We start from the raw sequence: 15245 nt of genomic DNA on the forward strand, positions 1-15245 counted from the left end.
TTAGGAGTCGTCAAAAGAAAATGCAGTAACAGAACAAGACCTTTAAATCCTGTTCCATTACTGCCATTACATCATTCAGCTACCATTATTTCTTGGTGCATTTAGTCGTCACTTTCATAGTCATACCACCCATGGTAGTAGTAGAAGTGCCTGCTTTTTCAAATGCGTTTTTCTGATCTTCTGTCATGTCGCATTGCTACAAAATTTTCTTGTAGACGACTTTACTTCACTAACATCAAATTACCGGTTTGTTTACGCGCCTGTTTTTTACTATCAGTGTATACGAGGACCCAAATATATGCTCCCATAGGCTGCTGCCCTCCGTCCCAGGCGCCTTCCGGATCAGTAGTTCGAAACACCAGCGTGCCCCAGCGATTGTAGACTTCCATTTTATAATCACTCACCTCATCATTTACCTTTGCGCGAAACAAATCATTGAGTCCATCACTATTAGGGCTAAACGCAGTTGGCACATATACAGCGCAATTGCGATGATTCCTGGTAATACCTGCAGATCCATGCGTAGCGCAATTGTGTTGATCTTTCACTTCGAAATAATAATGCCCTTCATCGAGGTGTAGCCACGCATTATCCGGTTGCCAATTGCCAGGCGTTAATTTAAAGGAATAAGGAGTGGTACCTCCTGCCATCTGTACTGTTATTTTTCCATCGGTGGTTTCATCACAGCTGATATCTTTTGTGTTGATGGCGGTAATTTGCAGTGGCGCAGGTTCCGTGAGTGTGATGTCGTTTAGTTTGTCTTCACAGCCTTGTTCATCTTTCACTATCAACTTATATTTCCCTGGTGGCAGTGCTTTAAACAACGGCGTATAACTGGGTGTGGTGGCGCCGTTAAAATAATAACGATAAGGCGGTATGCCGCCGGTGGTAGCCAATTGAATTTCATTCAGGTTATCACCGTGACAGGGAGAGCCTACCGTTGTGACGTCAGTTTTCAAATCCGTTTCCCTGATGGTAACCGTTGCTGTTGTGCTGGTACCATTGGCGGAGGTGACTGTAACGGAATAATTACCCACAGCTAATTGTTCAATATGTGGGCTGGTTTGTCCGCCTGGCCGCCACTGAAAAGTATAGGGAGGAATCCCACCATTTACGTTAGCGGTAGCCATTCCCGTACTCACTCCTTTGCAGGTGGATTGGGCCGTAATCACTACTTGTGGTACTTCCCTGATAGTAGGAGAAAAATGATCGATCAACACATTGGAAGTAAACTCCGTTTTGTCGCAAGGTATCTTTCCATCTGCCCAGAAGGAGATGTACCGGTAGTCTTTCGACGGCCTGAAAACAGGGTTATATTGTTTCCAGTTGGTATGATAGAACTGGCCGGACTTCCATAATAATTCTGCAGAGTCGCCAGGCGCGTTGCCTGCATAAATCGCGAGATTGCCGTAGCAGGCGTCGTAAGTGTAATGAATAATGAATGCGAGGTCAAAAGAAACGGTATAGGTGTGTCCTCCTTTCAGCGCCGCAGCTTGCGCAATTGCTTCTGCCCATTGCGCGTGACCGTGCAAACCTATATAGGTGTTGCCATCAGATGCAGGAACACTAATAGCATGGACGCCCGGTTGAATATCCGGTGTACCTGCGGCCTTTATCCAGGAGACAGGTACCCTTCCTTCCGCAGGCGTTCCTTCCAGCGATGGATTTTTCAAAGGAATATCCTGGCCGTAAACAATGGTACCAATACTTAGCAGCATTATTAAAATAAATACTTTGCTTAGTAGCAGATACAGGCCAGTTGATAGTCTTCCGATATGGTTCTTCTCACATGATTTCAGGCTATGGACTAAGCATAGCAAATTATTCATAGATAGTTATTCGTAAAAAACTAAACGCGTCGGTTTTTCAATTATTGCTTTTAAAAGATATTCCCACTCATATATATTATGATTATGCAAATATATTATTTATTAAAAGAAGATTTATTGAACACTGATATTTTTTTCCTGCGTTAATGATTTTTTCATCTCCATCATGTAGTTACTATTCCGTTCTATCCTGCCGTCAGTACCGGTTTTCATGACAGATACCCCGCTGAATTTTACGGCAGGTGAATAGCCGTTAGACTTCCCGTTCCGGAAAGGGAATTTATTATTTTTCCATACCGGGTTGGAAACATCTATCTTTCCTGTGAGTGGTTGCACGGCAGCAAGGTTAGCATACTTCTCTTTATATCCTGAAATAAAAAATCCAATTTGTGATCCATCGTCGATATGATTTTTGATGGAGCAATTTACTTCCCTGGCCTGCTGTCCTGGCAATGCAGTGAGATGTACCGCAATACCATGTTGTGCATTATTAAACGTGATGGGATCATCTATTTCAATATTATCTACAAAATCGCGGTTGCTGTTGGGTTCAATGTCGATGCCCGTCATTGGTGAGGTACCATAACTATTGGAGATAACGGGTTTAATGATTTTCAGGCCATTCACACATCCCACCGAGATACCGTTGCGCCGGTTATAATCCAGCTGCGCATTGTAGATCGCGATATTTTGTACGGGGAATGATTTTACACCTGGTCCGGTATCTTTCAATTTTAGTTGGCCGATACAAATCCCATCGCCCCAGCAATTGGATATATTGGGATGAATGATATTGACATTTTGTGAGGAGCGGATATCAATACCCATCCCCCACTCACCGGTATTTCCCTGGTGCTTGTCGCGATCGCCTATTAGTACCGGATAGTACACATTCACGTTCTCTACGCCGGTGATACTTAGCATGGCATAACGTTCCTGATTATTCGGAGCCAGTAATAATTTAGCGCCCGGCTTGAAAACCAGGTTGCTGTTGCTATGTGTTTGTAGGCCTTTTGCGTTGATCAGTACCGGAAAATCCGGGAATACTACAGTTTCATGTTTGTCTATTCCTGCCTGTAGATAACTGGTATAATCTACGGAGCCGTCTTTCACGTAGCCTGGCGGCAGCAAAGTAGTCAGGTCAAATGCCTTACCCATCAGGGTGGCAGCTTCCTGACGAAACGCCGGAGAATCTGCTGCGAGGTAAGCTTTGGGCAGTGCTCTGTAATCAAACTTATTGCCCTGCCCTTCACAAGCGTAGCCTCCGGCGAGCAATACCGCAAACAGTAAAATAATAGACCCTTTCATGAAACAATATTTTTAAGACCTGTAATTGCAACATATATTATGCCACTACTGTAAGTGGCGGAATCACAGAGCCCGCCTGTATAACAGCATTCCGCATGATAATGGCGCCTGCGCCAATAGATGCACCCTTTCCTATCTGCGCACCACCACCTACGTAGGCATTGGCTGCCACATGCACGAAATCGCCAATGATGGCATCATGATCTATTACAGCCCCGGCATTGATAATGACATGCTTTCCAATGTGGCAGTTTGACTGCACCACCGCCCTGGCTAACACCACCGTTCCCTCTCCTATGGTAACGTCTGTCGCGATACTGGCATCCGCGTGAAATAGTGAGGCAATATTATGCGCTACACTGCCTGCCAGTCTTTCCCTTGCCTGGTTATTCCCGATACCAATTACCAGCGGTGCATCCGGGTAAAGCGATGTTTCATAATGCACAGCGGAGGCATGGCCTTCCTGGTCAGTAAACAACGTCAGTACTTCACCACCGTTGCTCCGCACCAGGTCCGACAATACACTGGCATGTCCGCCTGCCCCATAAATAACAATTGATTCCTTCATATCATCAGATCGTTTTAGTATTCATCAACCCGGGCTTGATCAGCACATAAATCAATATCAACGGCAGACATACCGTTAACATCGTCCACAACAACGAAGCCTGGTTATTTATTATAAATGCATTCATCAATAACTGGCATATGCCATAGCCCGCTGCTACCGCCAAATGTGGCAACTTACGTTCGTTGGCCAGTAACTGGTAGAAATGCAGCCGGTGAGCTTTGAAAATATTTTGCTTCAATAACAAACGATGCACAATGGTAAGTATGGCATCTACGCCATAAACCGCCAGGAACAATAAATATTTCCAATCTCCTGTTACAAAAATGAGTTTCAGCAACAAGGTAATGATCCAAAAAGCAATGGTAACACTACCTACATCGCCCGCAAAGCAAAGGGCCTTTTTGCGGAAATTGAAAACAAGAAAAACAGCGCTGGCCAACATCGGCAACCAAATAATATCTGTCTCTATAAAAGGTACCTGCCGGTAGTTGACATATTGTAGTGCAGCCAATGTTACCAGGCTGTAACAACCGGTAATACCATTGATGCCATCCATGAAATTATACGCGTTGATAATGCCGATGACCAATATATACAGCAGTGCGATCACATACACCGGGAACAAAGAAAATGCTGCCAGGTAGTAAAACATCAGGGTAACAGCCGTGAAATGGAACAACACCCTCACTTTGTTAGGTAAACTATACATATCATCCACAAAGCTCACCCCACCAATCACCAGCATACCCAGCGCTGCCGGCCAAAAAGTTTGTGGATACAACACCACCGCCGCAATAGCCGCTACCAGGAATATGATCCCTCCTCCGCGAATGGTCACCGTTTGGTGGGAACTACGTTCATTAGGTTTATCAATGATATTAAAACGCCTGGCAATTCCGAAATATGCCAGCATAGCTGCAAAAAAGAGTATGGTTAAAATAAGGTACATCATACAATTGAATATTACGACTGACTAAAGCTGGCAATGGTTTTACTCAAACCATCTGCTACATTAACCGGCAAGGCACGGATGCCTAAGGCTTTCCTGATTTTATCGTTGGAAACAATATAGCTTTCCGTTAGTTTATTTAATCTTTCAGTGTTCAACGGGAGTTTTATCACGTCTCCCAACCGCGCCATAGCCTTTACAACACCTACCTGCAGCGCCAGCAAACGCGGCTTTTTTTGCAGACTGCCGGAAATGATATGTACCACTTCGTTGGTCGACAAACTTTCGTCATCCGCCAGGTTGTAAATACCTGAAGCCACTTTTTCATCGCTGATTACCTGGTTTACGATATACGACAGGTTATCTACCGATAAAAAAGAGCGTTTATTCCGGAAAGCAGCCAATGGATAAGGGATTCCCTTCTTCACAAATCCATATAATAAATTCAGGTTTCCTTTATTTCCCGGCCCATGAATCATGCAGGGGCGAAAAATAAATAATCGTTTACCTGCGGGCAGTTGTTTGGACAACAGGTAGGCTTCCGCCTCCTGCTTTGATTGACCATAAGGCGTAACAGGCGCAGGTATCACTTCCTCCCGCAAAATGCCTTCTACTTTATCGGCCACTGCTTTTACACTGCTGAAATAAATAAAATCCCTGGCGCTGCTTTGCAAAAAGAGATCAAACAGTTTGATCGTCAGGTCCCGGTTGACTAAAAAATAAGCTTCCGCATTGCTGGTATTTTTCAGGTCGTGTGCTTTACCGGCCAGGTGCAATACGGCGTCTGCTTTGTCCAGGTCAGCCACCGACAACTGTTCCCAGGTAGTGCATGATTGCAGCAGTGGGTTATGGTCGTCTTTTATTCTGGCGATACCATGAAAAAGGTGCCGACCCGCATTGGCCTGCAATAAATAGTTGCCTACAAAACCCGTGTGTCCGGTGATGGCTATTTCCATAGTTAGTTTAAAGTAAGTGCTGAATAAATAGCGGTTGTTTCGCGGATCACTTTATCGATAGAGAACTCTCTTTCTGCCAATAGGCGGGAATGCTTCCCCATTTCGACCTGCAGCTCCCTGTTTTTAATCAGTTCGAGCATGGCGCCTGCCAGGCGATGTTCATCTTTCACCGGCACCAGGAATCCATTGTAACCATCTACCACACACTCCTTGCAGCCAGGTACATCCGTGGTAATAATCGGGCGACCGATAGCTGCCGCCTCTATCAGCGATTTGGGTAATCCTTCCCGGTAGGAAGGCAATACCACAATATCTGCCGCCTGTAACAGCCCCACCATATCCTTTTGGAAACCGATCCAACGCAGGTAGTTCCCATCCATCAAACCCTGTATTTTTTCATCAGGTATGGCAGCGAGGTTTTCTTTGTCTACATCACCCGCCAATATAAACTCTGCTTTATCCAACAATTGATTTTTCAGTAACCTCGCAGCTTCAATAAACTCCATCACACCTTTATCATACAGCATCCTGGCGGGTAATACTACCTTTACTTTCCCGTTCGCATGGCCCAGCGGCGTAGCTGTAAACTCCTGCAGGTTTACTCCTGAACCTTTGATCAGGCTCACCTGTTTGTCTTCCACCAGGTTCAACGACTTGAATGTATTGATATCATCTTCATTCTGAAAAATGAAGTGCATATTTTTTCGTTTAAATCCAAACTTCATCATCATCAACAGTACCTTTTGAGTGAAGCCTTTCCGGTCGCCGGTAAAATTATATCCCAGGCCACTAATGGCGTTGACCACACCACCGGTTTTGCTCAACCGGGCAGCAATGCTGCCATACAACGCTACCTTAATGGTAACGTGGTGCAGGAGATCTGGTTTATGTTTCTTATATACCTCCCTCAGCAAGCGGATACACTTCATTTCATACATGATATTTGTACCAGACCGCTTAAACGGGAGATCTATAAAATTGAGCCCATGGCTTTTAATCTCGTTCCCCCTGCCGGTATCGCAGGTAACAATTGTTACATCATATCCAGCCGCCTTGGCAGCCAGCGCTACCGGCAGCCGGTGTGAAAGGAAGAACCAGTCAACATTCACCACCATAAATAACCGTTGTGCATTTTTCATCTCCAAAATATTTTAGTTCCAACCTTATACTGTTAGTCCTTGTTTTACGATACGATACTTTCCACTCGCCTCCCGGGGGATTTCCTTTACATAGGTAACATCAATGTTCATGCGGGTACCCAGGCGTTCTCTTAATTCATGCAAAAACATTTTCTCATCCTTGTCCGTAAACGTATTGTCTCTCACTATTTTTACCTGGATATGATCTGTGGTGTTTTGTATGATCTGAAATTTCACCACCCCTTTTACATACTTCACACAATTGGAAATATTGCCCAGGTTGATTTTGCCACGTTCTTCCGAATACACGAAATCGTTGATCCTACCCTGGATGCTTTCTACTACCGGGTTATGATTGCCACAGGTGCAGGTTTCGGCCGACAATTTGATTTTATCTTTAATGGCATAGCGAACCAGCGGTGTGCCGTGTGTGGTGAAGGATGTGAATACCAATTCTCCTTCATTGGCGGGCTGGCCGTTTTCATCCATTATTTCAAAATAGCCGGTGAGCAGTTCCATGTGTAGTTTTCCCTGCTCGCATTCCAGTATAAACGGTGCTCCTTCTGAGGAAGCATACTGATTCACTACTACGCCGCCGAAAAAGGTTTCGATGGCTTCGCGTTCATGCGGCATCACGGTTTCGGCAGTAGGAAATATCGCCTTCATGCGGTAAGCCAGGTGATAATTATTGGCCAGCCCCCATTTGGCGATTTCATACATGCTGGACGGAAACCCCACTGCATACAAGGGTTGCAGCTTATTCAGGTCGTCGATATAATATTTTGCTGTAACAGCGTTGATATGGAAGGTAGAATAGTAGCGGATTCTATAGCGCCAGTCATATTTCCAATACCTGTTCTTCAAAGTATCTTTTTGGGTGAGCAGTGATTTACCACTGAACCAGGCCACCTTACTTCCCAGCTTATATCCATAACCTTTTCTGAAAAAGTCGAGGGTAGCAAAGCGGTGCTGCATATCATCGTAGGTAAATCTTACTTCGAGCGATTTACCAGTAGTACCACCGGTTTTGGAAAGAATTGCCTGTTTTTTTCCAATGGTATAGATGGCATCAATATTGGCCCTGATATCTTCCTTCGACTGTATCGGCAGCCGGTGGAATTGTTCCAGGGTAGTTATTTCTGTTAAACCTAGTTGCGCAAATATTTGCTTATAATAGCCGGATTCCCTGGCAGCAAAATTTACGAAGGCAAACAGTTTTTCCAGCTGGAACCGCTGGAGCTTAGCGAGGTCAAATTTCCGGGCGGCCTCATAATATTCCATCCAGTTGGAATAATTGCCCGAATGCCTTTTCCTATACTGCAGCACATCAAATAGGGTCACCAGGCCGTTCTGGAACACAGCAGGAAGACGCTGATATATTTTCTCAGTCATCACTTAATTATTTAGGTTCTTCTATGCGTCATCACCGGATATGGTCAGTGATGGTTTATTTAAAAAATGTAATCGAAAACAGTTTCATTGCTAAAATAAAAAGCAGGTAATAAAAATGTTTAAACGCTGGTGCCCGCATTTTCAACAATGGGTAAAACAATATTACCGGAATAAATATCCAGGATAACAACCCGAATCTATCAGAAAAAGCAAAGTTAAAGCAGAGGTAAAACACTGCTGTCATTACGAGGTACAGCTTAAAAATCCTCGTGTAAAATTCATTCTTCTCCAGCTGATTACCGAAGTGGCCAATGATCGCAAAAATGATATTGAACGCCCAGAAATCAATACGGAACCCCACCTTATAGTCGCTCCCGTTATCTGTATACCCTGAAATCCGGTCCAGTGAAGCTACTTCTGATATAAAAGGAATGTTATTAAATCCAAATCCCAGGTAAGCCGCTACAGACACTACTGCCAGCAGGGCGTAAAAAAGCCGGATATCCTTTATTTTCCGGATGCCGAGGTCCGCCAGGAAAATAGCCAATACCGACAGGTGAAAAAATGATGCCACTACAGCACAAAGTATTTTCTTCCACGTATCTTCTTTGCGGTGCATCCCAAAGTACAGGATGGTGAACCCTAATGCCACGCCATTACGGATGATATTGATCCCAATCGCCTGGAAAAAGAAGAAGCTGACAAACGTCAGTAGCAACAAAGATCTTTTGGTAGCGGTTACCCTGTAGGTAAAGGCTGTCACCGGCCACATCAGCAGTACTACCATCAAAGCCAGGTAGATCTGGCTGCTGAAGAAACGGCTACAGATATACGTAAATACATAAAAGAGCAAATCCCCTTTTACCCCTTGCAAAGCCAGGGTGAGATTGCCCATACCGGCCACCCGGTTAAAGGTGTCGATATAAGCCGCGGTATCTTTTCCCACATCCGCCGAACGGCTACCAAATACCAGGATAATATAGGCCACAATCACGCCTGCAATGAGATTATCAAATCCCTTGTCGTTCCATCGCTTTATATCCAGCTTGAGCACATATAGCAGCGCCAGAAAAAAAGCGAATAAGTAGCCTACAATATCTTCCCAAAAAAATACCTGCATATTATTTACACCTATCCTTTTTTCATGATACTAAATGTGAAATGGATATAATCCCCTATTCCCAAAAAGTGGTTATATTTCTTTGCAATAACCAGGGCCCATTTCACTTTTTTATGTTGCAGGTATTTCATCACCCTTCTTACAATCAGTTGCTGATAGTATTTCTTCTGGTAATGTTCCTGTACATTTTCGGTATCGATGTAATACACCAGCGACTTATCCGGGGCGGGTAACCTGCCGGAGGCCCTGTTTTCCGCGTCCTGTATATAGTACGACTTTACTTCCGGGCTCATGGCCACCTGGAAATGCTGTGCCAGCCGTGCCCATACATCCAGGTCTTCTCCATGCGTAATTTTCTCATTAAACGGCAGTATGCTATTGAATGCTTCCTTCTTCACACAAACAGCAGAAGAATGGATTACCGCACCATCCAGCACCAGCTTGAAATAGTTGCCAATAATGCCGCCGCCGGCCACGATATGTTGTTTGCCTATTTCACCGCTGCGTGTCATGCCGGCAAATCCTGTAGCAAATACGCTGGCGGTTGGATAGTTCATAATCAGTTGTTGTATGGTAGCCAGAAAATCCGGCGCCCATAAATCGTCGCCATCAATGAATGCGATGTAGCTGGTCTGCGCTTCCCGGATACCCGTATTACGCGCACTGGATACGCCGCCATTGGGCTTATCTACAATCCGTATCCGTGGATCTGCAATAGCAGCCACTACTTCCCGGCTTTTATCTTTAGAGCCATCATTCACTACCAGCAACTCAAAATCTCCCAGCGTTTGCGCCAATACGGATTGAATCGTTTTTCCGATGCTTTCTTCCTTGTTATAGAGTGGAAGTACCACAGAAAATTTAGGTGTATATGCCATTGCTATGCTGCTTTCTTTTTTAGAAATGTTCCCAGGATAAATTGCCGGTCGTTTGCAGGAATAATAAACTTATAGGCCACCAAAGCAGCGCCCCCACCTGCTACTGCCAGCGATAATCCCACCTGGAAAATATTGTGCTGGTTTACAAAATATAAGCACCCCGTACCTAGTATACCAATAACTGCCAGCGTAATAATCCCCGGCAGCAAGGCTTTGAAATAACCGTTTTTCACCTGCATCAGTCGCGATGCATACCATGTGGTGAAGAGCAGGTTTTTCATGGTGAGTACAATCATGCTCGCTATTGCCACTGCATACAAACCCAGGCTGGTATACTTCACCAATCCCAGGCTTAGCAGGAAGTTAACCACGCCCAATATCAGGGTGATGATACCAGGTGTTTTGGCTTTGTTATATGCCTGGAAAATGGAGAGCAACGGGATCACAGAAACATTTACAATCAGGTGCAGCGTGAGCATATTCATGAGTGGTGCAAGCACTACGTAGTCTTTCCCCAACCAGAAAAATAAAATAGATTTAGAGAAACAACAGATGATCCCTACCGGGAAAGCCAGGAATATGGCCAGCAGCCGAACAATACGCTGTGATAACTCCGCCATCTTTTCTGTTTTACCCTGGGTATACAATAATACCAGTGCCGTACCAATTCCTCCGGATACAACGGCTCCCAATGCACGGATCAACACGCCCCATTGCATTACGGCTGCAAATTTCCCGGACGCCGCAGGACCGAGGTAAATATTGATGATAAACAAGTCCATGTTGAGAAATAACACCGTAGCCACATGATTCACGGTAAGCCAGCCTCCGAGACCAAAAATTTCTTTCAGTTTCTCCTTGCGGAAACTTTTGATGGAGATGCTGATATAGGGCGACAGTCTTTTCCATATCCGGATACTGTAAAGCAAGGTAGCTACAGAACCAATGGCATAAGCAATGCCGATGTATACAATAGACTTACCCAGCAGCAGGATCAGGCAGGGCGACAGGATAGCGTAGGTCAGCAGGGCAATGCGGTCCGCAATATTTTTGAGGTATACTTTGTTGTATGCATTCGCAATGGCGGTAAATACACCAGCAATGATAAGCAGGGAAAAAGAAACGCTCATCAGTATATATAACTCCCGGGTATCATTTGCCAGTCCTGCCGGGATGTTGAGTAACCTGTCTACATAAAAAATACAAAAAGAAAACACCGGGATGACGAGCACCACAATGGTGGCCAGTTGTGTCCAGAAAGCGGTATTGAAAGTATGATTGATTCCTTCTACATCATCGCGCTGCATATCCATCATGAGGAACCTCGACAGGGAACCATTGATGGCAATAGTGATAATGTTCACGTAGGAATACAAAGACAACCCGATGGATACAATACCGAATACTGCTACCCCGAGTGATTTTACAAAAAAAGAGGGCAACAACAAACCGATGATGATATTCAATACGAAGATCATTACATTGCTAAAGAGGTTTGTTTTATAGTTGCTTCTATAGTCAATATCCGTTTTAATGGATACCATGGCCGGTTTGGGCGCTTCGGATGCAATGGATGCATCAGCTACTGCTGCTGAATGATACTGGCGCATGTTTCTAAATTTTTGTATACAATGTTAGTAGCGGTGGCTTGTGGTAAGGTAGTGAGCGTTGCTCTTTTATGCACCAGGTCGTCCAGCAGGCTGTTTCTGCCAGCGTTGTCCTGCGCAGTAAGCGCTGCTACCTGGTATGCCGGGTTATATCCTACCGACTTGAGGAAGTCGGTACATTTTGCGTGATATTCAAACAACATAAAGGGAATATCTGCGATGTACGACATGATAGCAGAGTGCAGTCTGAAGCCGATGAACAGATCACATTTCTTCATATTCTCCCAGAAGCCGAGTGTATCGCGGTCATAATCCACGAGGCTGATGGTAACTCTTCTGTATGCCTTCACATGGCTAATGATGCGCTCCGTCAGGGGTTTATCGCCTACGTGTTCATTGGCGTTAAAAATGAAAAAGCGGAATTCTATTTCGCCACAGTACATTTCCTGTAGTGACGACAAGAGCAGCAGGAGTTGTTCTTCCCGTTCCTGTTCTTTTTGCAGGTTGCCGTTATGGTATTTCTCATAATTGCATACGCTGATGCCGATTACCTTCCGGCTATTGTCGGAAGTATCAGCAGATTCGCTGGTGGCATAGGAAGTATCATTGCCGATGAGCGGCAGCAAAGCAGCCACATCGAAACCCTTTTCCACTTTACCTTCCAGCTTCATTTCCTGTATATAGTCCATGGACTGCTGATCTCTTACAGACACGTATCTGAATTTATTCAGATAGTTTTTGATGTAGTTGAAATCCGCTTTTGTTTTAAAAGGTCCAACAGAGATACCGAGCGCGTATAAATTTTTATATTGGTAGATGTTGCGCACGTCTACGATGGAAGTGGCGCCATCGCCGAAGGTAGAGCCGCCAACATGAATAATGTTACTGCTTTTCAATGCTTCCATATATAGCTGCCCGTATTTGATATACTTGTTGGCAGAGAGCTTTGATGACTGTATATATTTCAGTTGGGGCAGGTTTAAACCCTGCACATGCGCGTTCCGGAGGCCGAACTTATTTTTAAAAGTCCAGTCTGCCACTACACAGAATACGTCGTCTCCTATGTTTTTATGGCCATAGTATCCCCTCAGGTAAGTTCGATTGCCTGTCATAACAAATTTATACCAGTAAAATGCTTAAATATTATTTGCTGCTATTCGTGTCTTTTTTGTTAGAAAAAAGTTGGGTTATCGCGATACCAGTTCACCGCAATTTCCAGTCCGCTTGCTACAGAAAATGCCGGCTGATATCCTACCAGTTGGTGGGCTTTGCTGATATTTGCCAGGCTATGTTTCACGTCGCCTTTACGTTCTGGTTTATATGTTGGAGGTACTACAAAGTTTGTAATAGCACCTATTTTTTCCCATAGTTCATTGAGGGTAGTACGTTCGCCAAAGGCGATATTAATCACTTCGGCAGTGGTGATCCCGTCGGCGAACAGGGCTTTAATATTGGCCTGTACTGCGTTTTCAACGAAAGTAAAATCGCGGCTGGTTTCGCCATCCCCATTAATAGTGGGCACTTCTTTACGCAAGGCGGCATCAATAAACAAGGGAATAACGGCGGCATAAGCGCCTTTGGGATTTTGCCGGGGGCCAAACACGTTAAAGTAACGGAGGCCAACAGTATGAAAATCATATGTGCGGGAAAACACCTGCGCATATAATTCGTTTACATATTTTGTGACTGCATAGGGAGACAATGGATTGCCGATTTGATCTTCTATTTTTGGCAATCCCGGATGATCTCCATATGTGCTGGAGCTGGCTGCATAGATCATTCTTTTTACACCGGCATCACGGGCAGCCACCAATATGTTCAGGAAGCCGGAGATGTTCACCTCGTTGGTAGTTACCGGATCATTGATAGAGCGGGGTACGGAGCCCAGGGCTGCCTGATGTGATACATAATCAATTCCGTCCATCGCTTTCCGGCAATCTTCCTGCTGGCGGATATCTCCTTCCAGTAGTTCGAAATGCGGATTATTTAGAAACGGCGCGATATTGTTCCTGGAGCCAGTAGAGAAATTGTCCAGCACCCGTACCTTTTTTGCACCGTATTTCAAGAGATATTCTACCAGGTTAGAACCGATAAAGCCGGCGCCGCCTGTGATTAAAAAGCTATATGCTGATAAGTCCTTTTGATGATATGCCTGTTTGTACATAATTTTCTGTTTGTCGAATATTCCTGAAATACCTGTGTTTATTTTTAATTATAATCTGCCATCTACAATCTCTCTCTGCAGTGTACCTTTTACATCGTAAATCACTGCGGTAGGTTTGCACAATTGTTTTATGTCGAGTGTTTTAAACTGATGATGGGAAACGGCCAGTACTACGGCGTCGAACTGGCTGCCTGCTGCAAGTTCTTTTACAGATTGCCAGCCGTATTCATGTTCTACTTCTGCTGGTTCCGCCCATGGATCAAGGATGGTGATGTTGGTGTTGTAGTCTGCCAGGTTTTTGAGAATATCCACTACCTTGGTATTACGTACATCCGGGCAGTTTTCTTTGAACGTAATGCCCAGCACCAGTATTTTCGCACCTTTTACAGCAATATCTTTTTTCACCATCAGTTTAATAACTTCCTGAGATACGTATGCTCCCATACTATCATTTAACCGGCGTCCTGCCAGGATGATTTCAGGATGGTAACCAGCTTCCTGCGCTTTTTGGGCGAGGTAATAAGGATCTACGCCGATGCAGTGTCCTCCTACCAGACCGGGTCTGAAGTTCAGGAAGTTCCATTTGGTGCCAGCCGCTTTCAGTACTTCTTCCGTATCTATGCCCAGGCAGTTGAAGATTTTTGCCAGCTCATTCACAAAAGCAATATTGATGTCACGTTGTGCATTCTCGATCACCTTGGCTGCTTCTGCCACGCGGATAGAGCTGGCCTTGTAAGTACCTGCGGTGATCACAGATTTATATAAATCGTTTACCTTGTCTCCTACTTCAGGGGTAGAGCCAGATGTAATTTTCAGTATTTTGGATACGGTATGTTCTTTATCTCCCGGGTTAATACGTTCCGGTGAATAGCCGGCAAAAAAGTCCTTGTTAAATTTCAGACCAGACGTTTTTTCCAATACCGGTACGCAATCGTCTTCTGTAGCGCCAGGATACACGGTAGATTCGTACACGACAATGTCGCCTGCTTTCAATACTTTTCCTACCGTTTGACTTGCTTTGATCAGTGGTGTCAGATCCGGCCTGTTGTTTTTATCTACCGGTGTAGGTACAGTGACGATGAAAAAATTACAATCCTTTATATCGTCCAACTGATTGGAGCAGAAAAGTCCGATACCGGCTTTGTCTGTGGTAAGTACCCGCTGCAGGTCAGCGGAAGACAATTCCAGCGTATGGTCTTCTCCTTCATTCAGTTCTTTAATGCGTGCTTCATTGATATCAAATCCAACTACCTTATACTTTTTGGCAAATTCTACCGCCAGTGGTAATCCTACATATCCCAGTCCAATAATTGCAATTTTTACGTCCATATG

13 protein-coding genes are annotated in these 15245 nt (G+C 44.6%); all 13 read right to left on the minus strand.

Annotation, left to right across the window (positions count from 1 at the left end):
• Positions 1-221: 221 nt before the first annotated feature.
• The gene (locus AC5ZC7_RS17150; RefSeq protein ID WP_496157687.1) at positions 222-1718 is read right to left on the minus strand and encodes a T9SS type B sorting domain-containing protein; all 1497 of its coding nucleotides are present in this window, start codon (positions 1716-1718) and stop codon (positions 222-224) included.
• Positions 1719-1943: 225 nt separating this feature from the next.
• Positions 1944-3137 (minus strand): glycoside hydrolase family protein, encoded by a 1194-nt coding sequence (locus AC5ZC7_RS17155; protein ID WP_496157686.1) that lies wholly within the window; start codon positions 3135-3137, stop codon positions 1944-1946.
• 37 nt (positions 3138-3174) lie between these two features.
• On the minus strand, positions 3175-3705 hold the full coding sequence (locus AC5ZC7_RS17160) for a PglD-related sugar-binding protein (RefSeq protein WP_496157685.1): 531 nt from the start codon (positions 3703-3705) through the stop codon (positions 3175-3177).
• A gap of 4 nt (positions 3706-3709) precedes the next feature.
• A complete protein-coding gene (locus AC5ZC7_RS17165; protein ID WP_496157684.1) occupies positions 3710-4660 on the minus strand; it encodes an MraY family glycosyltransferase in 951 nt (316 codons plus the stop codon).
• An 11-nt stretch (positions 4661-4671) separates the two neighbouring features.
• Positions 4672-5613, minus strand: coding sequence for an NAD-dependent epimerase/dehydratase family protein (locus AC5ZC7_RS17170; RefSeq protein ID WP_496157683.1), 942 nt, complete (start codon positions 5611-5613; stop codon positions 4672-4674).
• A 2-nt stretch (positions 5614-5615) separates the two neighbouring features.
• The gene (locus AC5ZC7_RS17175) at positions 5616-6752 is read right to left on the minus strand and encodes a glycosyltransferase (RefSeq protein WP_496157682.1); all 1137 of its coding nucleotides are present in this window, start codon (positions 6750-6752) and stop codon (positions 5616-5618) included.
• Between the two features lie 24 nt (positions 6753-6776).
• Positions 6777-8144, minus strand: a complete 1368-nt coding sequence (locus AC5ZC7_RS17180; protein WP_496157681.1) for a phenylacetate--CoA ligase family protein — start codon at positions 8142-8144, stop codon at positions 6777-6779.
• A 55-nt stretch (positions 8145-8199) separates the two neighbouring features.
• Positions 8200-9264, minus strand: coding sequence for an EpsG family protein (locus AC5ZC7_RS17185; protein ID WP_496157680.1), 1065 nt, complete (start codon positions 9262-9264; stop codon positions 8200-8202).
• Positions 9265-9275: 11 nt separating this feature from the next.
• Complete coding sequence (locus tag AC5ZC7_RS17190) at positions 9276-10142, minus strand: glycosyltransferase (RefSeq protein ID WP_496157679.1); 867 nt, start codon at positions 10140-10142, stop codon at positions 9276-9278.
• 2 nt (positions 10143-10144) lie between these two features.
• Positions 10145-11752, minus strand: a complete 1608-nt coding sequence (locus AC5ZC7_RS17195; RefSeq protein WP_496157678.1) for an oligosaccharide flippase family protein — start codon at positions 11750-11752, stop codon at positions 10145-10147.
• A complete protein-coding gene (locus AC5ZC7_RS17200; protein ID WP_496157677.1) occupies positions 11725-12861 on the minus strand; it encodes a polysaccharide pyruvyl transferase family protein in 1137 nt (378 codons plus the stop codon). The genes AC5ZC7_RS17195 and AC5ZC7_RS17200 overlap by 28 nt, the downstream gene beginning before the upstream one ends.
• A gap of 59 nt (positions 12862-12920) precedes the next feature.
• Positions 12921-13913, minus strand: a complete 993-nt coding sequence (locus tag AC5ZC7_RS17205) for an NAD-dependent epimerase/dehydratase family protein (RefSeq protein ID WP_496157676.1) — start codon at positions 13911-13913, stop codon at positions 12921-12923.
• A gap of 48 nt (positions 13914-13961) precedes the next feature.
• A complete protein-coding gene (locus AC5ZC7_RS17210) occupies positions 13962-15242 on the minus strand; it encodes a nucleotide sugar dehydrogenase (RefSeq protein WP_496157675.1) in 1281 nt (426 codons plus the stop codon).
• Positions 15243-15245: the final 3 nt, after the last annotated feature.

It is taken from the genome of Chitinophaga sp. 9-1-y, assembly GCF_059511905.2.